This is a genomic window from Sphaerotilus hippei, from assembly GCF_003201595.1.
In the GTDB taxonomy this organism is placed as follows: domain Bacteria; phylum Pseudomonadota; class Gammaproteobacteria; order Burkholderiales; family Burkholderiaceae_C; genus Sphaerotilus; species Sphaerotilus hippei.
In genome coordinates this window covers 44,919-70,685 of the sequence record NZ_QJJS01000013.1, presented here as the reverse complement: position 1 = coordinate 70,685, position 25,767 = coordinate 44,919, and the positions used below count along the sequence as shown (strand labels likewise).

Annotated in this window: 22 protein-coding genes; 8 read left to right on the top strand and 14 right to left on the bottom strand. The window is 69.3% G+C overall.

What is annotated here, in order from left to right; translation table 11 throughout:
- Positions 1-12 precede the first annotated feature (12 nt).
- Positions 13-1,476, top strand: coding sequence for an aminotransferase-like domain-containing protein (locus C7444_RS13945; RefSeq protein WP_375136935.1), 1,464 nt, complete (start codon positions 13-15; stop codon positions 1,474-1,476).
- A gap of 83 nt (positions 1,477-1,559) precedes the next feature.
- On the opposite strand, the gene rpoH is transcribed toward C7444_RS13945, so the two are convergent.
- The 12 genes from rpoH to C7444_RS13885 form a co-directional block, all read right to left on the bottom strand.
- The gene (rpoH, locus tag C7444_RS13940; protein WP_110401493.1) at positions 1,560-2,495 is read right to left on the bottom strand and encodes an RNA polymerase sigma factor RpoH; all 936 of its coding nucleotides are present in this window, start codon (positions 2,493-2,495) and stop codon (positions 1,560-1,562) included.
- A 160-nt stretch (positions 2,496-2,655) separates the two neighbouring features.
- Positions 2,656-3,297: a Crp/Fnr family transcriptional regulator gene (locus tag C7444_RS13935; protein WP_245909572.1), complete on the bottom strand. Its 642-nt coding sequence runs from the start codon at positions 3,295-3,297 to the stop codon at positions 2,656-2,658.
- Positions 3,298-3,562: 265 nt separating this feature from the next.
- A complete protein-coding gene (gene ntrC, locus C7444_RS13930) occupies positions 3,563-5,071 on the bottom strand; it encodes a nitrogen regulation protein NR(I) (RefSeq protein ID WP_110401456.1) in 1,509 nt (502 codons plus the stop codon).
- A gap of 60 nt (positions 5,072-5,131) precedes the next feature.
- Positions 5,132-6,211 carry a nitrogen regulation protein NR(II) gene (gene glnL, locus C7444_RS13925; protein WP_110401455.1) on the bottom strand — a complete coding sequence of 360 codons (1,080 nt, stop codon included), beginning with the start codon at positions 6,209-6,211 and terminating at the stop codon, positions 5,132-5,134.
- Positions 6,208-6,744, bottom strand: a complete 537-nt coding sequence (locus C7444_RS13920; RefSeq protein WP_110401454.1) for a coiled-coil domain-containing protein — start codon at positions 6,742-6,744, stop codon at positions 6,208-6,210. The genes glnL and C7444_RS13920 overlap by 4 nt, the downstream gene beginning before the upstream one ends.
- A 191-nt stretch (positions 6,745-6,935) precedes the next feature.
- Complete coding sequence (gene glnA, locus C7444_RS13915) at positions 6,936-8,351, bottom strand: type I glutamate--ammonia ligase (RefSeq protein ID WP_110401453.1); 1,416 nt, start codon at positions 8,349-8,351, stop codon at positions 6,936-6,938.
- Positions 8,352-8,552: 201 nt separating this feature from the next.
- The gene (locus tag C7444_RS13910; RefSeq protein ID WP_110401452.1) at positions 8,553-9,353 is read right to left on the bottom strand and encodes a competence/damage-inducible protein A; all 801 of its coding nucleotides are present in this window, start codon (positions 9,351-9,353) and stop codon (positions 8,553-8,555) included.
- 45 nt (positions 9,354-9,398) lie between these two features.
- On the bottom strand, positions 9,399-10,244 hold the full coding sequence (locus C7444_RS13905; RefSeq protein WP_245909571.1) for an EI24 domain-containing protein: 846 nt from the start codon (positions 10,242-10,244) through the stop codon (positions 9,399-9,401).
- A gap of 108 nt (positions 10,245-10,352) precedes the next feature.
- The gene (locus C7444_RS13900; RefSeq protein WP_110401451.1) at positions 10,353-11,339 is read right to left on the bottom strand and encodes a sterol desaturase family protein; all 987 of its coding nucleotides are present in this window, start codon (positions 11,337-11,339) and stop codon (positions 10,353-10,355) included.
- Positions 11,340-11,351: 12 nt separating this feature from the next.
- A complete protein-coding gene (locus C7444_RS13895) occupies positions 11,352-12,197 on the bottom strand; it encodes a polysaccharide deacetylase family protein (protein ID WP_110401450.1) in 846 nt (281 codons plus the stop codon).
- Positions 12,181-13,185 carry a YVTN family beta-propeller repeat protein gene (locus tag C7444_RS13890; RefSeq protein WP_245909570.1) on the bottom strand — a complete coding sequence of 335 codons (1,005 nt, stop codon included), beginning with the start codon at positions 13,183-13,185 and terminating at the stop codon, positions 12,181-12,183. The genes C7444_RS13895 and C7444_RS13890 overlap by 17 nt, the downstream gene beginning before the upstream one ends.
- A gap of 214 nt (positions 13,186-13,399) precedes the next feature.
- The gene (locus tag C7444_RS13885) at positions 13,400-14,290 is read right to left on the bottom strand and encodes a dienelactone hydrolase family protein (protein ID WP_110401449.1); all 891 of its coding nucleotides are present in this window, start codon (positions 14,288-14,290) and stop codon (positions 13,400-13,402) included.
- An 89-nt stretch (positions 14,291-14,379) separates the two neighbouring features.
- On the opposite strand from C7444_RS13885, the gene C7444_RS13880 reads away from it, so the two are divergent.
- From C7444_RS13880 to C7444_RS13865, 4 genes are all read left to right on the top strand, one after another.
- A complete protein-coding gene (locus C7444_RS13880; RefSeq protein ID WP_110401489.1) occupies positions 14,380-15,948 on the top strand; it encodes a Ppx/GppA phosphatase family protein in 1,569 nt (522 codons plus the stop codon).
- An 88-nt stretch (positions 15,949-16,036) separates the two neighbouring features.
- Entirely contained in the window at positions 16,037-16,924 is an 888-nt protein-coding gene (locus C7444_RS13875; RefSeq protein WP_110401448.1) for a UDP-2,3-diacylglucosamine diphosphatase, read from the top strand.
- A 131-nt stretch (positions 16,925-17,055) separates the two neighbouring features.
- Positions 17,056-19,113: a polyphosphate kinase 1 gene (gene ppk1, locus C7444_RS13870; RefSeq protein WP_110401447.1), complete on the top strand. Its 2,058-nt coding sequence runs from the start codon at positions 17,056-17,058 to the stop codon at positions 19,111-19,113.
- Between the two features lie 65 nt (positions 19,114-19,178).
- Positions 19,179-19,409, top strand: coding sequence for a sulfurtransferase TusA family protein (locus tag C7444_RS13865; protein ID WP_110401446.1), 231 nt, complete (start codon positions 19,179-19,181; stop codon positions 19,407-19,409).
- Positions 19,410-19,476: 67 nt separating this feature from the next.
- Here C7444_RS13865 and galU read toward each other — a convergent pair whose 3' ends face one another.
- Positions 19,477-20,343 carry a UTP--glucose-1-phosphate uridylyltransferase GalU gene (gene galU, locus C7444_RS13860; protein ID WP_110401445.1) on the bottom strand — a complete coding sequence of 289 codons (867 nt, stop codon included), beginning with the start codon at positions 20,341-20,343 and terminating at the stop codon, positions 19,477-19,479.
- A 147-nt stretch (positions 20,344-20,490) separates the two neighbouring features.
- Here galU and C7444_RS13855 point away from each other — a divergent pair, with 147 nt between their 5' ends.
- A complete protein-coding gene (locus C7444_RS13855; RefSeq protein ID WP_110401444.1) occupies positions 20,491-21,540 on the top strand; it encodes an NAD(P)-dependent oxidoreductase in 1,050 nt (349 codons plus the stop codon).
- Here the strand turns inward: C7444_RS13855 and C7444_RS13850 are convergent.
- Positions 21,488-24,361, bottom strand: a complete 2,874-nt coding sequence (locus C7444_RS13850; protein ID WP_110401443.1) for a valine--tRNA ligase — start codon at positions 24,359-24,361, stop codon at positions 21,488-21,490. The two genes, C7444_RS13855 and C7444_RS13850, sit on opposite strands and share 53 nt — an antisense overlap.
- Before the next feature lie 131 nt (positions 24,362-24,492).
- Between C7444_RS13850 and C7444_RS13845 the strand changes: the two genes are divergently transcribed.
- Together C7444_RS13845 and C7444_RS13840 are read left to right on the top strand one after the other, a co-directional pair.
- Positions 24,493-25,341 carry a 3-hydroxybutyryl-CoA dehydrogenase gene (locus C7444_RS13845; RefSeq protein WP_110401442.1) on the top strand — a complete coding sequence of 283 codons (849 nt, stop codon included), beginning with the start codon at positions 24,493-24,495 and terminating at the stop codon, positions 25,339-25,341.
- A gap of 227 nt (positions 25,342-25,568) precedes the next feature.
- A complete protein-coding gene (locus tag C7444_RS13840) occupies positions 25,569-25,748 on the top strand; it encodes a hypothetical protein (RefSeq protein ID WP_110401441.1) in 180 nt (59 codons plus the stop codon).
- Positions 25,749-25,767 lie beyond the last annotated feature (19 nt).

The window sequence follows — 25,767 nt, the reverse complement described above, 5'->3', positions numbered from 1 at the left end:
CCGAAGATCGACATGAACGCCCCCGACGCCCCCGCCCTGCCGGCGCGCGCCACCAGCCCGCTGCTCAGCCGGCGCAGCGACCAGACCCTGGCCGAGCAGCTGGCCGCCCACTTCGCCGAACGCATCCGCCACCGGCTGCTGGCCGCAGGGGCCAGGCTGCCGTCGGTGCGGGCCTGCGCCGAACGGCACGAGGTCAGTCCGCACACCGTCGTGGCCGCCTACGACCAGCTGCTGGCCCAGGGGCTGGTCGAGGCGCGCAGCCAGCGCGGCTTCTTCGTGCGCGAGATCCGCCGCGAGCTGCCCACGGCCCCGCTCGCCGCCGACCCCGCCCCGCACCGGGTGCCGGTCGATGCGAGCGCGCTGATCCGGGGCATGCTGGGCGGCAACAGCCAGCGGCCAGGCCCCGGCCTGGGCACGCTGCCCGCGTCCTGGCTGGACCTGCCGATGCTGCACTCGGCACTGCGCAAGGTGCTGGCCGAAGACCGCGTGACGGGCGAAGCCGCCGCCTCGCTGCACTACGGCGAGCCGGCGGGCGACCGGCGCCTGCGGGCCGCGCTGTCGATGCGCATCGCCGACTTCGGCGTGCGCGCCGGCGCCGGCCAGATCATCACCGCGATGGGCGCCACGCAGGCGCTGGACCTGATCTCGCGCACGCTGCTCACGCCGGGAGATGCCGTGCTGGTGGACGAGCCCGGCTGGTCGGTCGAGTACGCCCGCCTGACCCAGCTGGGCATGCGCCTGTTGCCCGTGCCCCGGGGCCCGGACGGCCCCGACCTGGAGGTGATGGAGGCGCTGGCGCGGGAACACCGCCCGCGCCTGTACGTCACCGTCTCGGTGCTGCACAACCCCACCGGCGGCATGCTCAGCCTGTCGACCGCCCACCAGCTGCTGCGGCTGGCCGAGCACCATGACCTGCAGATCATCGAGGACGACACCTATGCCCACCTCGCGCCGGCCCATGCACCCCGCCTGTCGGCACTGGACGGGCTGCGGCGCACGTTCTACGTCAGCGGTTTCTCCAAGATCCTGGCGCCGGGCTGGCGCATCGGCTTCGTCGCGGCACCGGCCGAGCAGGTCGAGCGCCTGATCGACATCAAGCTGCTGGCCAGCCTGACCACCCCGGCCCTGCTGGAGCAGGCCATGGCGATCTGCCTGGAACAGGGCCAGCTGCGGCGCCACGCCGAACGGGTCACCACGCGGCTGGATGCGGCGCGCTCGCGCAGCGTGCAGCTCGCCCACGAGGCCGGCTGTAGCTTCCTCTGCCCGCCGCAGGGACTGTTCGGCTGGGTCGAGACCGGCGTCGACACCGAATCATTGGCCCAGCGGCTGCTTGACGACGGCTGGCTGCTCGCACCCGGCAGCCTGTTCCATGCCCGCCGGCAGGCCAGTTCCTGCATGCGCATCAACTTCGCCTCGTCGCAGGACGCCACCTTCTGGTCCGCGTTCCAGCGCGCCCGTGACGCCCTGCTGCGCTGAAGCCGCCTCACCTGCCGGTGCCGGACGCACCATGAAAAACGCCGGCACGAGGCCGGCGTCGGACAGGAGGGTGAACAGGGGACTCAGGCGGGCTCGGCCAGCGCCTTCTTCATCTTCTTCATCGCGGCCACCTCGATCTGGCGGATGCGCTCGGCGCTGACGCCGTATTCGGCTGCCAGGTCATGCAGCGTCATGCCGCCCGAGCCGTCGTCGTTGACCTTCAGCCAGCGCTCCTCGACGATGCGGCGGCTGCGGGCATCCAGCAGATCGAGCGCACGCAGCAGGCCGGGACCGGCGAGCTCGTCGCGACGACGGGCCTCCAGCGCGCGGGTCGGCTCCTGGCGGTCGTCGGCCAGGTAGGCGATCGGCGCGAAACTCTCGTCGTCCTCGCTCGCCCCGGGCTCCAGCGCCACGTCACCGCCGGCAAAGCGCGCCTCCATCTCGATGACTTCCTCGCGCTTGACGTTGAGCTTGGTGGCGACCGTCTCGATCTCGGCCTCGGTCAGCGACGAGCGGTAGCTGTCGCTGTCGGCCGCGGCGCCCTTGAGCTCGCGTTTCATCGAGCGCAGGTTGAAGAACAGCTTGCGCTGGGCCTTGGTGGTGGCCACCTTGACCGTGCGCCAGTTCTTCAGGATGTATTCGTGGATCTCGGCCTTGATCCAGTGCATCGCGTAACTGACCAGCCGCACGCCCTGGTCGGGGTCGAAGCGCTTGACGGCCTTCATCAGGCCGACATTGCCTTCCTGGATCAGGTCACCCTGCGGCAGGCCGTAGCCCATGTACTGGCGGGCCACCGACACCACCAGCCGCAGGTGCGACAGCACCATCCGGCCGGCGGCATCCAGATCCTGATGCTCACGCAGCTTGCGCGCCAGCGACAGCTCCTCTTCGGGCGTCAGCATCGGCAGGCGGTTGACCGCGCCGATGTAGGACTCGAGGTTGCCCAGCGAAGGCACCATCGCCCACGGGTCACGCAGGGCAACAACAGAAGAGACAGGACTCGTCACGACATTCGACATGATCAGATTCATGGCCTGTATGAACCACCAGAACCAGGATTGGTTCCTTGAATCTTAGCACTCGGGATTCCCGAGTGCCAAAGCGGGGCGATCCCCACGCTCGGGGGAGGCTGCCATTTGTCACACGCTCGCCGCCCCGCCGCGGCCACGACCACGGCCTTCAGTCGACCGCGCCGCCCGCCAGCTCACGCAGCCGGGCGACGTCGCGGATGCGCACCTGGTAGCCGCGCACGTCGATCACGCCACGCCCCTCGAAGCTGCGCATCAGGCGCGACAGGGTCTCGGGGGTCATCGCCAGCTGCTGGGCGATGTCACGCTTGCGTTCCTGCAGGCGCAGCTGCACCTCACCCTCGGCATCGGGGCAGCGCTGCAACAGCCACTGGGCAAAACGGGCCGACGCGTCGTTGTGCAGCAGGTTGCGCGACGCATCGATCAGCTGATGGACCTGCAGCGACAGCCGGCTGCACAGCTTCAGCGCCAGCGCCGGCTGCAGCAGCAGTTCGGCGCGCAGCATCACCAGATCCAGTTCGGCCACGACCACGTCGGACAGCGCCAGCGCCTCCATCTCGTAGACGGCCTCGCGCCAGGCGGAACTCAGGTCGAGCCACGCCGGGCCGCTCAGGCTGCGCTCGGTGCGCAGCGATCCGTCCGCGGCACGCGAACCCAGCACGACGTCACCGGACAGCAGCAGCACCAGATCCCTGGCCGGGTGATCGCCATGCAGCACGAGCTCACCGGCGGCCACGACCCGGCGGCGAGCCAGCCGCATCAGCAGACCCACCTCCCGGTCATCCAGGATCAAGTCACCGAAGGCCTGTTTCCAGGGGGCGGGATCGGCAGGTGCCGGAGGGGCGTCCGCGACACGACGCCGCGGGCGCAGGCTCAGCGGGCGTCGATCGGATTCGCGATCAGCAGGGGTGTAGAGAGTCTCCACGGCATCCAGACTGGGCCAGGGCCCATTCAGCTCAGGGTGACACGACTGTCACAGAAGCTGCCCGGCTCGCCATTGAGACACATCAAGGCGGCATGCCCCCGGATGTACCGGGGGACTCAGCCGAAGGTGGTACTCACTCGAGCCCGAGTTCCTGGATCTTGCGGGTGATGGTGTTGCGCCCGATGCCGAGCTTGTGGGCGGCCTCGATGCGCCGGCCCTTGGTCATCGTCAGCGCGGTCTGGATCAGCCGGCCCTCGAACAGCCGGGTCAGGTGGTCCCAGACGTCGGGCTGGCCACGCTCGAGCAGCGCCCGCGCATCACGTTCCAGATCGGCCAGCCAGGTCTGGGTCAGGCCAACGGGCACCGGCGCACTGCCGACCGGGGCCGCAGACAGGGACAGGTCCCCGGCCGGGGCCAGGCCCGCCGGCGCCGCGGCGGGCACGCCGGAGGCGTTCAGGTGGGCGATGGACGGCGAGCCCGCCGTCGCCCCCGCCCCCATCAGCTCGGGCGGCAGGTCCTTGGGGTCGACCATCTGGGCCGGCGCCATCACCGTGAGCCAGTGGCACAGGTTCTCGAGCTGGCGCACGTTGCCCGGGTAGTCGAACTGGACCACCTGCTGCAGTGCCGCGTCCGACAGGCGCTTGGGCTCGACGCCCAGCTCCTTGGCGCTGCGCTGCAGGAAGTGACGGGCCAGGCCGGCGATGTCCTCGCGCCGCTCGCGCAGCGGCGGCAGGCGCAGCCGGATGACGTTGAGGCGATGGAACAGATCCTCGCGGAACACGCCGTCGCGCACGCGCTCCTCCAGGTTCTGGTGGGTCGCCGCGATGACCCGCACATTGGCCTTCAGCGGCTGATGCCCGCCGACGCGGTAGAACTGCCCGTCGCTGAGCACCCGCAGCAGCCGGGTCTGCAGATCGAAGGGCATGTCGCCGATCTCGTCGAGGAACAGCGTGCCGCCCTCGGCCTGCTCGAAACGGCCGCGGCGCGTGGCCTGGGCACCGGTGAACGCCCCACGCTCATGGCCGAACAGCTCGGACTCCAGCAGATCCTTCGGGATGGCCGCGGTGTTGATCGCCACGAACATGCCGTTGGCGCGCGGGCTGTGCTTGTGCAGCGCACGCGCGACCAGCTCCTTGCCGGAGCCGGATTCGCCGGTGATCATCACCGTGACGTTGCTCTGGCTGAGGCGGCCGATGGCCCGGAAGACGTCCTGCATCGCCGGCGCCTGGCCCAGCATCTCGGGCACCTCGGGCGCCTGCTCGTCGACGCTTTCCTCGCGCAGGCTCTCGTCGACCGCCCGGCGGATCAGCTCGACCGCCTTGGGCAGGTCGAAGGGCTTGGGCAGGTATTCGAAGGCCCCGCCCTGGAAGGCGGACACCGCGCTGTCCAGGTCGGAATAGGCGGTCATGATGATGACCGGCAGCGCTGGGAAACGCTCCTTGACCCGCGCCAGCAGGTCGATGCCCGAGCCGCCCGGCATGCGGATGTCGCTCACCAGCACCTGAGGCGAGTCCTCGTCGAGCGCCGCGAGCACGTCACGCGGATTGGTGAAGCTGCGCACGGGCAGCTCCTCGCGGGCCAGCGCCTTCTCCAGGACGAAGCGGATGGATTGGTCGTCGTCAACGATCCAGATGGGTTTCATGCAAAGCCTGTCGTTGCCAGGAAACGAGGGCCACGGACCCGAGCCACCGCGCGCAGTCGCTCAAGGAAGTGGAATCTGTATCTTGAACACGGTCCGTCCCGATTCGCTCTCGCATTCGATCAGACCGTGGTGCTGCTGGACAAAGTCCTGGGCCAGCGTCAGTCCGAGCCCCGATCCACTATCCCGTCCCGACACCAGGGGAAAGAAGATTCGGTCGCGGATCTCGGACGGCACGCCGGGGCCGTTGTCCTCGATATGCAATTCCAGTGCCAGCCTGTAGCGCTGCTTGCCGATGGTCACCTGGCGGCCGGCCCGGGTGCGCAGGATGATCACCGCGTCACCGTCCTGGCGACGCTGCGACAGCGCCTGGGCGGCGTTGTGCATGATGTTGAGCACCGCCTGGATCAGCTGCTCGCGGTCGCCGCGGAACTCCGGCAGCGACGCGTCGTAGTCGCGCACGACCTTCAGCCCGCGCGAGAACTCGGCCAGCACCAGCGAGCGGACCCGCTCCAGCACCTCGTGGATGTTGACGTCGGCCACGATGTGGGGCCGGCGGTGCGGTGCCAGCAGGCGATCGACCAGCGCCTGCAGCCGGTCGGCCTCGTGGATGATGACCTGCGTGTATTCGATCAGGGCCGGATCGTCGAGCTCCATCTCCAGCAGCTGGGCGGCCCCCCGGATGCCACCCAGCGGGTTCTTGATCTCGTGGGCCAGGTTGCGGATCAGCTCCTTGGTGACGCGGGCCTGGTCGAGCGTGCGGGTCTCGCGCTCCTGGCGAGCCTGCTGCTCGACCTCGACCAGCTCGAGCAGCACCTGCTCGCCATGATCGATCTGCGTGATGATCACGTGCACCGGCAGCGGATCGGCCGGCCCGCCGGGCGGACGGCGCATCAGGGCCTCGAAACGGCCCGTGCTGAACTCGTTGTTCACCACGGAGGCGAAGGTGCTGCGCAGCGTGGTGTCGTCAACGAACCAGTCGAACACGTCACCCTTCTGCAGCGCCTTGCGGGGCACGCCTAGGGCGGCCTCGAAGGTCGCGTTCACATAGACGCAGCGGCCGTCCGGACGCAGCACCGCCACCATCGTCGCGAGGTGGTCGAAGCTGTCATAGGCCGGGGCTTGGGGGCGGGAAATTTTCATGGTGAGGCAGGTAGCTTGGCCAGTTCACGTCGCAAGGCGGCGATGTCGGCCTCCTTGCGGGCGATCGCGGCCTTCATCTCGGCGACCCGTTCCTGGTAACGAGCGTAGTTGCGCTCGTCGCCGCGGCGCTCGGGCTCGCCCTGGTTGAACTCTTTCTTCAGCTGGGACAGGCGCTCCTCTTCCTTGCGCAGCTCGGACTCCAGGATGCGCCGGGCATCGCTGTCGCGCGCGCGCTGGTCGCGGCTGTCGATGCGCAGGTCCGGACGCGGCGACACCGGGGCCGAGCCGGCGGCCACCGGAGCCGACCCCCCCGTGGCGGCCGGCGCACGCCGCACCGGCGACTGGATGACGGAGACCGGCAGGCCGTCCAGGGTCTTGCAGCCGCGCTCCTGGGCCTCGCGGGGCGTGAGCTGGTCGGTGTAGAGGTTGCCGGGGCAGCGGTAGACCTGCCGCTCCTGCGCCTGGGCAGCAGCAGCCAGACCGATCAGCAGTGCGGCGCAGACCCGGCGACGGCAGAAGGGAACAGACGGCATGAGTGGCATGGACCTCGGGTGGACACGATGGGAAGGCGTCCAGTATCGACCCCCCGCGCGACGCGCATGCGTCCGGCAAGGCATCAGGACGCCGCGCACCCGGCCGCGGTGGGCAAGTGACACAAAAAAAAACGGCCCGAAGGCCGTCTCGCTTGCCGTGAGGCACGCAGCCGACGAGCGGCTGCGCGGACTCACAGGGTGTAGTACATGTCGAACTCGATCGGATGGGTCGTCATGCGCATGCGCTGGACTTCCTGCATCTTCAGTTCGATGTAGGCATCGATGTACGAGTCGGTGAACACGCCACCCTTGGTCAGGAACGAGCGACCCTTGTCCAGGTACTCGAGGGCCTGCTCCAGGCTCGAGCACACGGTCGGGATCAGCGCGTCTTCTTCCGGCGGCAGGTGGTACAGATCCTTCGTGGCGGCTTCGCCCGGATGGATCTTGTTCTCGACGCCGTCCAGGCCGGCCATCAGCAGCGCGGCGAAGCCCAGGTACGGGTTCATCAGCGGATCCGGGAAACGCGCTTCGACGCGGCGGCCCTTCGGATTGGCGACGTACGGAATGCGGATCGAGGCCGAGCGGTTCTTGGCCGAGTAGGCCAGCTTCACCGGGGCTTCGTAGCCCGGGACCAGGCGCTTGTAGCTGTTGGTGCCGGGGTTGGTGATCGCGTTCAGCGCACGGGCGTGCTTGATGATGCCGCCGATGTAGTACAGCGCGAAGTCGCTCAGGCCGGCGTAGCCGTCACCGGCGAACAGGTTCTTGCCGTCCTTCCAGACCGACTGGTGCACGTGCATGCCGGAACCGTTGTCGCCAACGATGGGCTTGGGCATGAACGTGGCGGTCTTGCCGTAGGCGGCGGCCACGTTGTGGATCACGTACTTCTGCAGCTGGACCCAGTCGGCGCGCTCGATCAGCGTGCTGAAACGCGTGCCGATTTCCATCTGGCCGGCGTTGGCCACTTCGTGGTGATGCACTTCGACCGGAATGCCCAGGCTTTCCAGGATCAGGCACATCTCCGAGCGCATGTCCTGGCCCGAATCGACCGGCGGCACGGGGAAGTAGCCACCCTTGACGGTCGGGCGGAAGCCCTTGTTGCCGTGCTCGTAGTCCTTGCCGGTGTTCCAGGCCGCTTCTTCCGACTCGATCGAGCAGAAGGAGCCGGACATGTCGGCGCCCCAGCGCACGCTGTCGAACACGAAGAACTCGGGTTCCGGACCGAAGTAGGCGGTGTCGCCCAGGCCGGTCGACTTCATGTAGGCCTCGGCACGCTTGGCCAGCGAGCGCGGATCGCGCTCGTAGGGCTTGCCGTCGGCCGGGTCGATCACGTCACAGGACAGGATCAGCGTCGGCTCTTCGAAGAACGGGTCGATGTTGGCCGTGTTCGGGTCGGGCATGAGCTGCATGTCCGAGGCTTCGATGCCCTTCCAACCGGCGATCGACGAACCGTCGAACGCGTGACCCGAGATGAACTTGTCTTCATCGAAGTGCGAAACGGGCACGGACACGTGCTGTTCCTTGCCACGGGTGTCGGTGAAACGGAAGTCGACGAACTTGACTTCGTTTTCCTTCACCAGCTTCATCACGTCGGCGACGGTCTTGGCCATCAGGAGGCTCCTAGCGAGAGATGCGGGTATATGAATGAAATTCAGCTACGGCCCTGAGGCGACCCCAGGGCGCACGGCAATGTAGCAGAATCCGTGCCTCTGCCCGTCGTCGGTGCAAGCCAGAACACCATCCGCGCCTGGCCGTGAAGGATGCGACGGCAGATGCTGATCATTTGCACCAACTTGGTGATTTCGCCTCGTTCAGGGGCGCACCATTTCGGGGCCTATCTTCGCGCCACGGGCATCCAGGCCCGCTCGCAGGTGGGCGTAGGCCGCCTCCAGCGCCGGTCCCGGCACGCCCTTGACCCCCAGCTCGATGTGGCGGCCATGCACCGGGTGATCGACGCTGGGCAGGCTGAAGACCCGGATGTCGGCAAAACGGGCCTCGATCTCGATCATCAGCGGCGTCAGGCTCGCCTCCATCGCGCCGTAGACCACCAGCGAGCATTCACGCTGCTGGTGGCTGCCGTGCAGCGCCCGGTAGCGGGCGTCGAGCAGGGACTCGATCATCGGATGGGCCATCACCGGAAAACCGGGCACGAAGTGCACGTCGCCCACCGAGAAGCCGGGGATCTGGTTGTAGGGATTGGCGATGATCTGCGCGCCGACCGGGAACAGGCCCATGTTCAGGCGATGGACGGTGTCGGGGTGATCCGGCTCGGCCGATCCCCCCTTCTCGGCCACCATGGCACGCACCCGCTGCATGATCAGCTCCCGCGCCTCGGGGTGCAGCGCCAGCTCGACGCCCAGCGCCGCCGCCGCGCACTGGCGGGTGTGGTCGTCCGGGGTCGCGCCGATGCCCCCGCACGAGAACACGATGTCCCCGCCGGCAAACGCCCGGCGCAGGGCCGCGGTGATGCGCAGCGGATCGTCGCCGAGGTATTCGGCCCACGACAGGGTCAGTCCGCGGGCGCCGAGCATCTCGATGACCCGCGCCATGTGCTTGTCCTGGCGCTTGCCCGAGAGGATCTCGTCGCCGATGATGATGAGGCCGAAGTTCATGTGGAAACCGTGAGCTGTGGGGGAGGAAAGACCGGGACGGCGGCTTCAGCGGCCGTTCGCCACCGACGGCAGGGCCGCCGGGCCGCCGCTGCCGGGCAGCGCCGCCGGCGACGAGGAGACGGGCTGCAGCGGGGACGCCGGCACGGCGGCCTTGCGTTTCTTGCGCTGGACCTCGAGGGCGGCCAGGCCGTAGTGGGTGTACCAGAGCGCGGCGAACGCGAACACCAGCGTGTAGAGCCACACGAACACCGGCAGCAGCAGCGGCACCATCGGCAGCAAGATGGCCCCCGAGGCCCAGACCAGCGACGGCGCCGCGCCCAGGTAGCCGGTGATCATGCCGATCGAGAACAGCGGCCAGCGGTGCTCCTTCATCAGCTGCTGGCGCTCCTCGGCGCTGGCGTGTTCGGCCAGCGCGTCATAGCTCATCACCCGGTAGCTCAGCCAGCCCCAGATCAGCGGCGGCAGCAGCAGCGCCAGCGGGGGCAGCAGCCAGAAGGGCATGGACAGCACCAGCGCGACCAGCGCCACCAGCGTGCCGCCGACGGACCACAGCAGCGACTGCCACCAGCGCCCGCCATAACGCCGCTCCAGCGACGGGAAGCGCCGCCGCGCCACCAGCCGGACGATGGCGCCGGTCATGAAGGCCGACACCAGCAGCATCGACAGGATCAGCAGCAGCGGCGCGGCCACCAGCACCACCACCAGCGGCCCGACGACCGAGCGGAACATGCCCCCGCTGATCTGGTTGAGCCACAGCATGGCGGGCGCGATCAGCGCGGTCTGCTCCAGCGTCACGCGCACGGCGTCGACGGCCCCCTCCCAGTAGTACCAGGCCAGCCCGGACGCCAGGCCACCGGCGAGCAGCACCGGCAGCAGGGACAGGAGGATCACGCGGGGGTGCAGCGTGTACGCCGCCGCACGCCAGAAGGCTGCTAGAACTTGTGACATGCGCACGAGGATAGCCGCAAGCCGCCGCGACCGGCCACCCACCCGCGTGGATCAGCGGGCCGTCAGGGCCGCCCGCAGCCGCTGCAGGCCGAGCCGCTGCTGGGACCAGAACCCCCGGCCATAGTCACGACCGCCCTCCTCGGGCAGCTGGTCGCGGATGCCGGTGGCCGGGTCGCGGGCGGCAAACGATGCCGTGCCGGCCAGCAGGTCCCAGACCGGGAACAGCACGCTGAAGTTGTGGCCTCCCAGCGTGCCCTTGCCCTGCGATTCATGGCCGACGCCGATGCCGTGGTGCAGGCGGTGGAAGCGCGGGCTCACCAGCAGGCGCTCGCCCAGCCAGCCGAAGCTCAGGCGCAGGTTGGCGTGCGACAGGCTCTCGAGCAGCTGGCTGAAGGCGACCACCGCGACGAACTGGCCGGGGGCGACCCCGATCGCGTGGCCGAGCTGCACGATCAGGATGTCGACGATGACGCTGTCGAGCAGGTGGTTGCGGTTGTCGGTCCACATCGTCATGTCGCGCTGGCTGTGGTGCACGGCATGCAGCGCCCACCACCAGTCGAACTGGTGCTGGCCGCGGTGGATCAGGTAGTTGGCCAGGTCGAACACGACCAGGTAGACCAGGAAGCTGGCCAGCGCGCTGTCGGCCACGCCGGGCCACGCGGTGGCAAGCAGCGAATCGAGCTGCCAGCCCGACACCCCTTGCACCGCCAGCCAGCCCCAGAACGAGTTCCACAGCGGATCGAAGGCGAAGAACATCGCCACGCGGAACAGGCCCAGCCGGTGGATCAAGGTGTAGATCACGTCGACCCGCACGGCCGCCGCGTCCCGGCGGCGCTGGATCGGCCGCCAGCGCTGCAGCGGGGCGATCACCAGCAGCATCACCACGATCTCCAGCAGGCCGACCAGCAGCCAGCCGGTGGCCGCGAACGCGTCCTCGAGGATCGAGCCCCCGCCCAGGGCGAACACCAGGGGCTGCACCATCGATTCGAACAGCAGCTGCTGAGCCGCAGCAAAGGCCTGGGACAGGATCTCGATCATGGGAAACAGGGGTCAGGGTTGACGACCCCGCGCCACCGCAGCCCGGTAGGCAGGGTGTTCGGCGAGAGTCGCGAAACAGTGGCCACGCTGGCGCAGGCCGTCCAGCAGCGGCTCCAGCACGGCCGGCGCCCAGACGTCCTGGCGCGACCAGATGCCCAGGTGGGCCAGCAGGATGTCACCCGGGCGGATGTCGCGCAGTGCACGCTCGAGCAGCATCCGGTTCGGGTAGCGCTCGCTCGGCAGCTCGTCGCCCAGAAAGCCGGCCGGGCTCCAGGGCACGTGGGCCCAGCCGCAGCGTGAGGCCGCGGCCAGCAGCGCCGGGGAATGTTTGCCCCCCGGCGCCCGGAACAGCGGCGCCATGCGTTGGCCAGTCATCTGCGTGAAGCGGGTGGCGGAGCGGTCGAGCTCGGCGCAGTAGGCCGCCGCGTCCATCACGCGCGTGCGCCCGGCGTCCGGGCCGAAGGTCGCACGCATGTCGAAGCGGCCGTCGGGGCGGTCGGCGCGCCAGTAGACGTGGTCGTGGGTGTGCGAGCCGAACAGGTGGCCCTCGGCCGCCCTCGCCTTCCACCAGGGCGCCCACTGCGCATCGAGGCTGCTGCCGTCGGTCAGCGTCCTCTCGTTGGCGAGGAAGAACGTGGCGCGCACCTGATGGCGGGCCAGCACGTCGGCCACCAGCGGCGCCACGCCCATGTGACCGGTGTCGAAGGTCAGGAAGAGCGGCCGGGCACAGGCGAGCGGCGCGACCGGCGCCGAGGAGACCACGCCGGCCGGCACGGCCAGCACCGCGGCGGCCACCGCCCGGAGGGCGAGGGCCGCGGCCGCCCGCACGCGGCGGCTCAGGTCACAGCCGGCCCGCATGCTCCAGCGTCCACACGCCATGCGGCGACTTGCCCACGGGCACCTGCCGGACCACCTTCTTCGTCTCGGTGTCGATGATGGTGAGCTTGCCCGCCCAGCGCGAGGCCAGCAGGATGAACTTGCGGTCGGGCGTCAGGTCCATGTCGTCCGGGCCGCTCGGGCCGGGATAGGTGTCGACCACGCTCAGCGTCTGGGTGTCGATGCGGCTGATCGAGTTGGCCACCCGGTTGCTGACCAGCACGTGGCGCTTGTCGCCCCAGGCACGGAAGGCGTGGGCGCCGGCCCCGGTGGGGATGCGCTTGATCAGCTTCGGCGGGTTGACGCTGACGTCGTAGGCCTCGACCACCGAGTCGCCGGTCAGGCCCACCAGCAGCGTCTTGTCGTCGGCCGTGAGGTAGACGTCGGCCGGCATCTTGCCGCAGGGCACGGTCCAGCGCGGCGTCTGGGTCGCCAGGTCGACGGCGATCAGCTGGTCGCTGTCCTGCAGGCTCGAATAGACCACCGTGCTGCGGGTGTCGATGGCCAGGTGGCTGGGCGTCTTGCCCGCGGGCACACGCTTGGCCAGCGCCAGCTCGAAGCCGCCCGCCGCCGGACGGGTGACGCGGTAGATGTCGAGGTGGTTGAGCCGGTTGGCCGCGGTGACGAACCACTTCATGTCCGGCGAGAAGCGCAGGTGGTACGGATCGACGATGCCGGTCAGCACCTTCTGGATCAGGCCGGTGCGCGGATCGACCAGCGTGATCGAGTCCCCGACGGCATTGGCCACCAGCAGCGACTTCTCGTCGGGCGACAGGTAGAGGTGGTGCGGCTCCTTGCCGGTGGGCAGGCGGCGGATCTCGGCCTGCGTGACCGCATCGATCACGCTGATGGTCGCATCCAGCGAGTTCAGCACGAAGATGGGCGGCTTGCCCGAGGCCACCACGGCAGGCGCCGTGGCCGCCGGCACCGCCGGCTGCGCCAGGGCGAACGGCGCCCCCAGGGCGGACATCAGCACTGCGGCCGACCACACGCCGACGGGCCGGCACCAGCGAGCGGCCAAGCCGCCACGACGATCTGCAGAGTTCTTCAAGACGTTTCCAATGAGCACGAGCCCGGCGAGTGTAGGGGCGCGACTGCAGCATTCCCGCGACAGGCCCGGCCGGTTCGCTGATGCGCATCAACGAGGCGGATCAGCGAGGCGGGCCGGGCCCGCCCCGTGCCGCTCAGGCCACGCCCTGGGCCTGGAACCACTCCAGGCAGCGCCGCCAGCCGTCTTCGGCGGCCTCCTTGCGGTAGCTGGGCCGGTAGTCGGCGTGGAAGGCGTGGGGCGCGTCCGGATAGACCATGAAGATCGAGCGGCGGGCCGGATCGCTGCCGGCGGCCAGCGCGGTCTTCATCTGCTCGATCGTGGCCAGCGGGATGCCGCCGTCCTGTCCGCCATACAGGCCGAGCACCGGCGCCTTCAGGCTGCCGGCCAGGTCGACCGGATGACGCGGCGTCAGCTCGGTGCCGTTGCCGATCAGGCGACCGTACCAGGCCACGCCGGCACGCACCATCGGCTGGTGCGCCGCGTACAGCCAGGTGATGCGCCCGCCCCAGCAGAAGCCGGTCACCGCCAGGCGCTTCACGTCACCGCCCTGCGTGGCGGCCCAGGCCACGGTGGCGTCCAGGTCGCTCATCACCTGGGCGTCGGGCACCTTGGCGATGACCTCGCTCATCAGCCGGGCGATGTCGGTGTAGCGGGCCGCGTCCCCCTGGCGCACCAGCAGCTCGGGCGCGATCGCGAGGTAACCCTGGCGCGCCAGCCGGCGGGTCACGTCGGCGATGTGCTCATGCACGCCGAAGATCTCGCTGACCACCAGCACCACGGGCAGGCCGGTGCGGCCCGCTGGCGCCGCGCGGTAGGCCGGCATGCGCACACCCGCCACGTCGATGCTCACCGGGCCGGCGACCAGCCCGTCGGCCGGCGTCGAGATGACGCTCTGCGCCGCCACCGGCAGCACCGCGGCGGCAAAGCCGCAGCCCACCGAGGTCCGCACGAAGGCCCGTCGGCTCAGCTCGCCGCGCCCGGGCACGAGGCTGTCGAAATCGCTCTGGTCCACCGCATCGTCCATCACCGTCTCCTGGTCGAGGAAAACAACGATTCTAGGAAGCGACCCTGCAGGCGCGGGATGAAAGGGTCTTCAGCATGGACAATCCCGGCATGTCTTCCCTGCCCTCGAACGACGCCGCCCGTGCCGCCGCCGCGGCCGATCCCTCCGCGCATGGCGCCGGACTGACCTGGCGCGGCGTGCTCGCCGCCATCGACATCGGCTCCAACAGCTTCCGGCTCGAGATCGGCCAGCTCAGCCGCGGCCGCTACCGCCGCATCGACTACCTGAAGGACACCGTGCGCCTGGGCGCCGGCCTCGACGGCGAAGGCCGGCTCGGCGAGGAGGCCGCCGCGCGCGGCCTGGCCTGCCTGGCACGGTTCCGCCAGCGCCTGCAGGGCATCCCGCCGCAGCAGCTGCGCGCCGTCGCCACCCAGACGCTGCGCGAGGCCACCAACCGCAACGCCTTCCTGGAGCGGGCCTGCGAGGCGCTGGGTCACCCGGTCGAGGTCATCTCGGGCCGCGAGGAAGCCCGGCTGATCTACAAGGGGGTCGCCCGGCTGCAGCCCTCGGCGCTGCAGCGGCTGGTGATCGACATCGGCGGGCGCTCCACCGAGATGATCCTCGGCCAGGGCAGCCAGGCGCTGCGCGCCGAGTCGTTCCGCATCGGCAGCGTCAGCCTGTCGATGCAGTATTTCCCGGACGGCCGTTTCACCGCACCGGCCTTCGAGGCCGCCCAGATCGCCGCCGGCGCCGAGCTGGAAGAGGCCTTCGAGCCCTTCGCGCGCGAGCACTGGGTCGAGGCGCTGGGCTCCTCCGGCACGGCCGGGGCGGTCTCGCAGCTGCTGGCCGCCAACCAGATCACCGACGGGCGCATCACGCTGGCGGGCCTGGACTGGTGCATCGCCCGGTGCATCGCCGCCGGCAGCATCGACGCGCTGAACCTGCCGGGCCTGAAGCCCGAGCGCCGGGCCGTGCTCGGCGGCGGCCTGGCCATCCTGCGCACGCTGGCCACGCAGTTCGACATCGAGGCACTGCAGCCCGCCCGCGGGGCGCTGCGCCAGGGCGTGATCTTCGACCTCGACGAGCGCCTGGCCGCCCAGCGCGACCCGGCCCACCACGACCTGCGCGACGACACCGTGGTCGAGCTGCAGCAGCGTTTCCACGTCGACGTCGCCCAGGCGCACCGGGTGCAGCAGGCCGCGCTGGCGCTGTTCCAGCACGCCCAGCCCCGCGCCAGCCTGGAGCACCGGCGCGAGCTGGGCTGGGCCGGCGCGCTGCACGAGATGGGCATGATGATCTCGCACCACGATCACCACCGCCACTGCGCCTACCTGATGGGCCATGTCGATGCGGCCGGCTTCTCGCAGAACCAGCAGCGCCGCCTGGCCGACCTGGTGATGGGCCAGCGCGGCGGGCTGCGCAAGATCGAGCTGGCGCTGGCCGACGTGCAGATGGCCTGGCAGGTGCTGGCGCTGCGCCTGGCCGTGCTGCTGTGCCACGCCCGCAGCGAGCCCGACGCCCAGGCGCCGACGCTGCAGGCCGATCCGCGGGGCGGTGGCGCGCTGCTGCACCTCGACGCGGCCTGGGCCGCGCAGCACCCGCGCACCCTGCACCTGCTGCGCGAGGAGCTCGATGCCTGGACCCGGGTCAACAGCCTGAAGCTGCGCGTGCAGTCCTGACGCTGGCGGCGTCCGGCCCCGGCCGGGCGTCATCGGGGTTTCACATCGGCTTCAACGCACCGTCACGGCCACGGCCGACGATGCACCCATGCCTGCCCAAGCCCCCCGCATCGATGCCTGGTTCGCGCCGCTCGCGGCGAGCGAACCGGCCCCCGCCCGAACCCCCGAGGACAGCGGCGCGGCGGCGACCCCGCTGTCGGTGCGCACGGTCTTCATCTCCGACGTGCACCTGGGCACGCCCGGCTGCCAGGCCGACGCGCTGCTGGACTTCCTGCGCACCGTCGAGTGCGAGCAGCTCTTCCTGGTCGGCGACATCATCGACGGCTGGCAGCTGCGCCGGCGCTGGTACTGGCCTCAGGCCCACAACGACGTGATGCAGAAGCTGCTGCGCAAGGCCCGCAAGGGCACGCGCGTGGTGTTCGTGCCCGGCAACCACGACGAGTTCGCGCGGCGCTACATCGGCCACCAGTTCGGCGGCATCGAGGTGGTGCAGGACTGCATCCACACCACCGCCGACGGCCGCCGGCTCTGGATCACGCACGGCGATCTGTTCGACGGCGTCGTGCAGTGCGCGCGCTGGCTGGCCCACGTGGGCGACACCGCCTACGAATGGACCCTCAGGCTCAACCGCCACCTGAATTCGGCACGCGCCCGCCTGGGCCTGCCCTACTGGTCGCTGTCGGGCTACCTCAAGCTCAAGGTCAAGCGGGCGGTCAGCTTCATCAGCGACTTCGAGCAGGCGGTCGCGCGCGAAGCCCGCCGCCGCGGCGTGCAGGGCGTCGTCTGCGGCCACATCCACCATGCCGAGCTGCGTGACATCGACGGCATCCTCTACGCCAACGACGGCGACTGGGTCGAGAGCCTGACCGCGCTGGTCGAGCACGACGACGGCCGGCTGGAAATCATCGACTGGGCCGCCACGATGCGCCTGCGCGCCCGGGGCGAAGCGAGCGCACCGGCCGTGGTCACGGCCTGACCCGCACCGCCGGCCTGCCCCGATCGACGCGTCCGGCGCTTTTGCGCCGCGGGCGCGGCCTATTCACGAACCGTTCGCAACACGCCCGCGGTTTTCATCAAGGCGTCACCGAATCTTCATAGGATATTCGGATGCCTGTCATCAAATCGGTCACCCAATCCTTGCCGCTGCTCAACCGGGAGCAGTCGATGCTGGAGTTCAACCGCCGGGTGCTGGCCCAGGCTCGTCGCGCGGACCTGCCGCTGCTGGAACGCCTGCGCTACATCTGCATCGTCTCGTCGAACATGGACGAGTTCTTCGAGGTGCGCTTCTCGGACGCCGTCGAGGCGGCCCGCGGCCCGGGCAGCGGCCTGGCCCGCACCGACCTGCGGGCCGTGGCCGCCGAGGCGCACGAGCTGGTCGACGAGCAGTACGCCATCTTCAACCAGGAGGTGATGCCCGCGCTGGTGCGCGAAGGGGTCGTCATCCTGAACCACGCCGAGCGCAACGAGGCGCAGCGCCAGTGGGTCGCGCGCTATTTCCACCGCGACGTGCAGCCGCTGCTGGTGCCGCTGGGGCTCGATCCGTCGCACCCCTTCCCGCAGCTGCTCAACAAGTCGCTGAACTTCATCATCCAGCTCTCGGGTGCCGACGCCTTCGGGCGCGAGAACTCGATCGCCATCGTCAAGGTGCCACGGGTGCTGCCGCGCGTGATCCGCCTGCCCGACCGGCTCAGCGACGGGCGCCAGGCCTTCGTGCTGCTGACCAGCATGATCCGCGCCCATCTGGCCGACATGTTCCCGGGCCGGGTGGTCGAGGCCTTCTCGCAGTTCCGCGTCACCCGCGACTCCGACCTCGATGTCGACGAGGACGACGTCACCAACCTGCGCCAGGCCCTGCGCAGCGAGCTGGCCTCGCGCCACTTCGGCAAGGCCGTGCGCCTGGAGGTGGTCAACACCTGCCCGCCGGTGCTGTCGGACTTCCTGCGCTCGCAGTTCAACCTGCCCGAGGCCGCGCTCTACCGGGTCAACGGCCCCGTCAACCTGGTGCGGCTGAACACGCTGATCGACCTGTGCCAGGCGCCGGCGCTGCGGTTCCCGCCGCACGAGCCGATGTGGCCGCGCCAGCGCCTGCCGCGGGGCCGCTCGATGTTCGAGAGCATCTCCGAGCGTGACGTGCTGCTGCACCACCCCTTCGAGTCCTTCGACCCCGTCATCGAGCTGCTGCGCGAGGCCGTGCAGGACCCGAAGGTGCTGGCCATCAAGCAGACCATCTACCGCACCGGCACCGAGTCGGTGCTGATGGAGCTGCTGATCGAGGCGGCCGAGCGGGGCAAGGAAGTGCTGGCGGTGGTCGAGCTCAAGGCCCGCTTCGACGAGGAGGCCAACATCAACTGGGCCGAGCGGCTGGAGGCCGTCGGCGTGCAGGTGGTCTACGGCATCGTCGGGCTGAAGACCCATGCCAAGCTGCTGCTGGTCACCCGCAAGGAGGGGCTGCGCATGGCACGCTACGCCCACCTGTCGACCGGCAACTACAACACCAAGACCGCGCGCCTCTACACCGACGTCGGCTACCTGACCGCCGACCCGGACATCACGGCCGACGCCGACGCGATCTTCCAGCATCTGGCCAGCCTGAACCCGCTGAAGACACCACGCCGCCTGCTGGTCGCCCCGTTCAACCTGCACAGCGAGATGTGCGCCCGCATGGAGCGGGTGCGCAAGGCCGCGCTGCTCGGCCAGCCGGCGCGCATCGTCGTCAAGTTCAACTCGCTGACCGATCCGGGCCTGATCGCCGCGCTGGTCGCGGCCGGCCAGGCCGGGGCGCAGATCGACCTGATCGTGCGCGGCGCCTGCATGCTGGCCCCCGGCGTGCCGGGACAGACCGACAACATCCGGGTGCGCTCGGTGGTCGGGCGTTTCCTCGAGCACACCCGCGTGCTGTATTTCCGCTGGGGCGCGGGCGAGAACGACGAGGCGCTCTACCTCAGCAGCGCCGACTGGATGAGCCGCAACATGATGCGGCGCATCGAGGTGGCCTGGCCGATCCGCGACGCCGACATGCGCCAGCAGGTGATCGACGAATGCCTGGTGCCCTACCTGCACGACCGCATTGACGCCTGGTCGCTGGACGCCGACGGGCACTACCACCGGGTGGACCGCACCGGCCCGGGCGCCCAGCAGGCGCTGACGCGGCGTTACCAGGACTGAAGCGGCCCGGGGGGCGGCTCGCTAGAATCGACACCACCGCTTCTGCCGCCCCGAACCCGCACGCCATGGACATCCACAAGGAACTCGACGCCCGCGGACTGCACTGCCCGCTGCCCATCCTGAAGGCCAAGAAGGCGCTGGCGGACATGGACAGCGGCCAGCTGCTGAAGGTGCTGGCCACCGATCCGGGCTCGATGCGCGACTTCCAGGCCTTCTGCCGGCAGACCGGCAACGAGCTGGTCGAGCAGCAGGCCCCCGCGGACGGCGAGTTCGTGCACGTGCTGCGCCGGCGCTGAACCACCACCCCGGAAACGACGACGGCCGCGATCGCGGCCGTCGTTCATCGCGGGAACAGGACCCGGCTCAGACGTCGAGCTGCCGCAGGTAGTTGCGGAAGGACTCGCCCAGCTGCGGGTGCTGCAGCGCCAGCTCGACGTTGGCCTCCAGGAAACCTTCCTTGCTGCCGCAGTCGTAGCGCTTGCCGTCGTAGCGGTAGGCGAACACCTTCTCGCGGCGCATCAGCGCGGCGATGCCGTCGGTCAGCTGGATCTCGCCGCCCACGCCACGCGGCTGGTTGGCGATCTCGCGGAACACGCCCGGCGTCAGGATGTAGCGCCCGGCCACGCCCAGGCGCGAAGGCGCCTCCTCGGGCGACGGCTTCTCGACGATGTGGGTCAGGTCCATCATGCGGTCCGACACCGGCGTGCCGGCGCAGATGCCGTAGCGCTTGGTGTGCTCGGTGGGCACTTCCTGGACCGCCAGGATCGAGGCCTGCCACTCGGCGAACTGGTCCACCATCTGCTTGAGCACCGGCGGCTTGCCGACCATCAGGTCATCGGCCAGCAGCACCGCGAACGGCTCGTTGACGACCACGCACTGGGCGCACAGCACCGCGTGGCCCAGGCCCAGGGCCTTGGGCTGGCGGATGTAGATGCACTCCATGTCGTCGGGCTTGATCGAGTGCACCATCGACAGCAGCTCGTTCTTGCCCGAGGCCAGCAGTTCGGCCTCGAGCTCGTAGGCGGTGTCGAAGTGGTCAGGAATGGCGCGCTTGTTGCGGCCGTTCACGAAAATCATCTGGCGAATGCCGGCCGCGTAGGCTTCCTCGACCGCGTACTGGATCAGCGGCTTGTCCACCACCGGCAGCATTTCCTTGGGCTGCGCCTTGGTCGCGGGCAGGAACCGGGTGCCGAGACCGGCGACGGGGAAGATCGCTTTTCTGACTTTCATGAGGGGAATCCCTGTTGCTGCTGAATCCTCTTGATTCTGGCATGAGCACACGGCATTGCGACCCCTGTTCACGGGGGAAATCCTGACAGATCAGCTCATTCGCGGTGAAGATGGCAACTCTTCGTGAAACATTTGAATATATTCATCATGGATCTGCTCATCGCCGAGCCGCTGGAGGCGGATGTGCTGCAGTGGCTCGACAGCCGCCACGCACTGCACTATGCGCCACGGCTGGCCGATGAGCCCGCCCTGCTCGAAGAAGCCCTCTCGCAGGCTCGTGCGGCGATGCTGCCCGCACGCACCCGCGTCGACGCACGCACGCTGGCTCAGGCCGTGATGCTGAGGGCGATCGGGCGCATCGTCGGCGGCCCCGAGAACATCGACCACGCCGCCTGCAAGCGGGCCGGCATCGAAGTGGTGCGCTGCATGGACGCGACCGTGCCCGCCGAGGCCGAATTCATGCTGGGTGCCGTGCTGTCGCTGCTGCGACCCGCGCCGGAGGACCTCGGGCGGCTGGCCGGCCGCGAGCTCGGCCAGAGCACGATCGGGCTGGTGGGCATGACGGCGGCCACCCGCCGGCTGGCCCAGCTGGTGAGGCCGTTCGGCTGCACCGTCATCGGCTACGACCCGACGGTGCACGCCAGCGACCGCCGCTGGGACGAGTGGGAAGTGCAGCCGATCGCGCTGCGGGAGCTGTTCGAGACGGCCGACGTGGTCTGCGTCGGCCTGGCCTACTTCAGCCGCTACCGCGGCGTGCTGGGCGAGCGCAACCTGGCGGCGTGCAAGCCGGGGCAGGTGCTGGTGTGCACCGCCTCGTCCGCGCTGTTCGACCACGCGACGCTGGCCCGGGTGCTGGGCAGCGGACGCATGACCTCGGCCTGGCTGGACCAGGCCGAACTCGACCTGCAGGCGCCCGGCCAGGTGCTGCACCGGGTGCGCGGCCTGATGACGACGCCGCGGCTGGCCAGCTACACGCGCGAGTCCCGCCTGCGCAGCGCCTGGGGCGTGGCCCGGCGGCTCGACGAGATCCTGCGCTGCACCCCGGCGGTCGCCCGCAGCGGCACCCGCCGGGCCAGCCACGCCACCGACGAGCCGATGAAGCCGGTGGCCGCGCCACCGGCCGGCCCCACGGCCTCGGGCCTGATCAGGCCGCCAGGCGCTCCAGCTGCTGGCGCAGCTTGGCCAGCGTCGCGCTGAAGTCGGCCAGACGCGCACGCTCCTGCTCGACCACCGCGGCCGGAGCCCGGGCCACGAAGCTCTCGTTGCCCAGCTTGGCATTGGCCTTGACGATCTCGCCCTCCAGGCGCGCCACTTCCTTGCCCAGGCGCTCGCGCTCGGCGGCCACGTCGATCTCCACCTTCAGCGCCAGGCGCGCCGCGCCCTGCACCGCCACCGGCGCCATCTCGGTGGCCGTGGCGAAGGCCGCCTCGTCGGCGATCACCTGGACCTCGCCCAGCTTGGCCAGCGCCCGGATGACCGGCGCGGCCTGGGTGATGAAGTCGGCATCCCCGAAGGTCAGCAGCGGCACCCGCTCGGCCGGGGACAGGCCCATCTCGCCGCGCAGGTTGCGCACGACACCGACCACGTCCTTCAGGCGTGCCACCCAGGCATCGGCCACCGGGTCGATCTTGCCGGGCTGGGCGACCGGGTAGGCCGCCGTGGCCACCGTGTCGCTCGAGTCGGCCGCCTTGCGTCCGGCCACCACCGCCACCGTGTTCCACAGCTCGGCCGTGATGAACGGCGCCACCGGATGCAGCAGGCGCAGCGTGGTCTCCAGCACCCGGATCAGCGTGCGTCGCGTGCCGCGGGCCGAAGCCTCGTCGCCGGCCTCCTTGGCCACCTGCAGCTGCACCTTGGCGATCTCCAGGTACCAGTCGCAGTACTCGTCCCAGACGAACTGGTAGATCGTGTTGGCGACGTTGTCGAGGCGGTAATCGGCAAAACCGCGGGCCACCGTGTCCTCGACCCGCTGCAGCTCGCCGGTGATCCAGCGGTCCGACGGCGAGAAGCTCAGGTAGCCCCCCGCGCAGTCGGCCGCCGTGTGCTCCTGCAGGCCGCAGTCCTGGCCTTCGGTGTTCATCAGCACGAAACGCGTCGCGTTCCACAGCTTGTTGCAGAAGTTGCGGTAGCCCTCGCAGCGCTTGCTGTCGAAGTTGACCGAGCGGCCCAGCGTGGCCATCGCGGCGAAGGTGAAGCGCAGCGCGTCGGCGCCGTAGGCCGGGATGCCCTCGGGGAATTCCTTCTCGGTGGCCTTGCGCACCTTGGGCGCGGTCTCGGGCTTGCGCAGACCCGTGGTGCGCTTGTCCAGCAGCGGGGCCAGGTCGATGCCGTCGATCAGGTCGACCGGGTCGAGCACGTTGCCCTCGCTCTTGCTCATCTTCTTGCCCTGCGCATCGAGCACCAGGCCATGGATGTAGACGTGCCTGAACGGCACCTTGCCGGTGAAGTGCTTCGTCATCATGATCATCCGGGCGACCCAGAAGAAGATGATGTCGTAGCCCGTGACCAGCACGGAGGACGGCAGGAAGAGGTCCTGCTCGATCGTCTTTTCGGGCCAGCCCAGCGTGCTGAAGGGCACCAGCGCCGACGAGTACCAGGTGTCGAGCACGTCCTCGTCGCGCCTGAGCGCGCCGGTGTAGCCGGCGGCCGTCGCCTTGGCGCGGGCGTCCTCTTCCGACGTGGCCACGAACAGCTCGCCACTCTCGCCATACCAGGCCGGGATCTGGTGGCCCCACCAGAGCTGGCGCGAGATGCACCAGTCCTGGATGTTCTTCATCCACTGGTTGTAGGTGTTGACCCAGTTCTCGGGCACGAACTTCACGTCGCCGGACTCGACCGCCTCGATCGCGCCCTGGGCGATGGATTTGCCGGTGCTCGGGCTGGCCTTGGTCATGGCCACGAACCACTGGTCCGTCAGCATCGGCTCGATCACCTGGCCGGTGCGGGCGCAGCGCGGCACCATCAGCTTGTGCTTCTTGACCTCGACCAGCAGGCCTTCGGCCTCGAAGCGCGCGACCAGCTGCTTGCGGGCGACGAAGCGGTCCAGGCCGACGTACTCGGCCGGGATGTCCGTGGCTTCATGGGCGCTGACCTTGGCGGCCAGGTCGAAGATGGTCAGCATCGGCAGGCCGTGGCGCAGGCCGACCTGGTAGTCGTTCTGGTCGTGCGCGGGCGTGACCTTCACCACGCCGGTGCCGAAGCTCTTGTCCACGTACTCGTCGGCGATCACCGGCACCAGGCGGCCGGTGACGGGCAGCTTGACCTGCCTGCCGATCAGGTGGGTGTAGCGCTCGTCTTCCGGGTGCACCATCACGGCGGTGTCGCCCAGCATGGTCTCGGGGCGGGTGGTGGCCACCACCAGCGACTCGTCCGAGCCGTCCACCGGGTAGCGGATGTGCCACAGCGAGCCGTCTTCCTCCTCGCTCTCGACCTCCAGGTCCGACACGGCGGACTTCAGGATCGGGTCCCAGCTCACCAGGCGCTTGCCGCGGTAGATCAGGCCTTCTTCGTACAGCTTGACGAAGGTGTCGGTCACCACCTTGGACAGCTTGTCGTCCATCGTGAAGTACTCGTGCGGCCAGCTCACGCTGTCGCCCATGCGGCGCATCTGCTGCGTGATGGTCGAGCCGGACTGCTGCTTCCACTCCCAGACCTTGGCGACGAAGTTCTTGCGCGCCTCGGCCGGCGTCGGGCCCATGTCGTGGCGGCTGATGCCCTGGGCCTGCAGCTGGCGCTCCACCACGATCTGCGTGGCGATGCCGGCATGGTCCGTGCCTGGGACCCACAGCGTGTTGTCGCCGCTCATGCGGTGGTAACGCGTCAGCGAGTCCATGATGGTCTGGTTGAACGCATGACCCATGTGCAGCGTGCCCGTCACGTTGGGCGGCGGCAGCTGGACGCAGAAACTCGGCCGCGCCGGGTCCAGCGTGGGCTCGTAGACGCCGCTGGACTCCCACAGCGGCCCCCAGTGGGCCTCGATCGGAGACGGTTCAAAGGACTTGGAGAGGGCGTCGGTCATGGAATCGGTTCTGGTGTGGTCGCGCAAGCGGAGCCGAGATTTTATGAACTGTGGCCCGCGGGCCCGAGGCAAAATCTCTGGCGCTATCGAACGGTCGTGCTTTTTCATCCCAACACGGAGAGGAATCCTTCATGAGCATCCAGACAGTGGGCATCATCGGTGCAGGCACCATGGGCAACGGCATCGCGCAGGTGTGCGCCCAGGCGGGCATCGGCGTGGTGATGATCGACATCAACGAGGCGGCCGTGGCCAAGGGGGTCGCCACCATCGCCGGCAGCCTCGACCGCCTCATCAAGAAGGACAAGCTCACGGCCGGGCAGAAGGACGCCGCGCTGGCGCTGATCAAGGGCTCGACGAACTACGAGGACCTGCATGCGGCCCAGTTCGTGATCGAGGCGGCCACCGAGAACGAGGCGCTGAAGATCAGGATCCTGAACCAGCTCGACACCCTGCTGGCCCCGGAGGTCATCGTCGCCACCAACACCAGCTCGATCTCGATCACCCAGCTGGCCGCCACCACGAAGCGCGCCGACCGCTTCATCGGCATGCACTTCTTCAACCCGGTGCCGATGATGGCGCTGGTGGAGATCATCCGCGGCCTGCAGACCAGCGACGAGACCCACGACCGCGTCAAGGACCTGGCCCAGCGCCTGGGCAAGAGCCCCATCACGGTCAGGAACGCCCCGGGCTTCGTGGTCAACCGCATCCTGATCCCGATGATCAACGAGGCCTTCTTCGTGTTCGCCGAAGGGCTGGCCACGCCCGAGGACATCGACGCGGGCATGAAGCTGGGCTGCAACCAGCCCATCGGCCCGCTGGCGCTGGCCGACATGATCGGCCTGGACGTCTGCCTGGCGGTGATGGACGTCTACTTCAAGGAGTTCAGCGACTCCAAGTACCGGCCCTGCCCGCTGCTCAAGGAATACGTCGCCGCCGGCCGGCTGGGCCGCAAGACCGGTCGAGGCGTGTACACCTACTGAGCGACCTCGATTCCAGGGGGTGAAAATTCTGCCGCAGACCGGCCGCCCCCTCAAATCGAGGTGCATTTCCCTGCGCGGCGCCCCAAAATGTAAACAAATGTTGCAAAGTGTTTCGGCCTGATGGAAACTGGACCCCGTCGTACCAATGATTGCAGTCCCGGATCGATGTGGAGCGACGCCGCGGCGCCTCACGGCGCCTGTCCTTAAAGTCATCAGGAGGTTTCACCATGCGCGAACTCAAGAGCAACGAACTGCAAGCCGTTTCCGGTGGCACGTTCTGCCTGACCGGTGGTCTGTTCAAGTCCATCTTCTCGCTGTTCAGCTTCAAGTCGAGCAGCTACTGCGCGCCGGCCCCGGCCCCCGCACCGGCTCCTTGCCAGCCGGCTCCGGCCCCGACCTGCCGCTGATCGGCCCGGGCCGTCATGC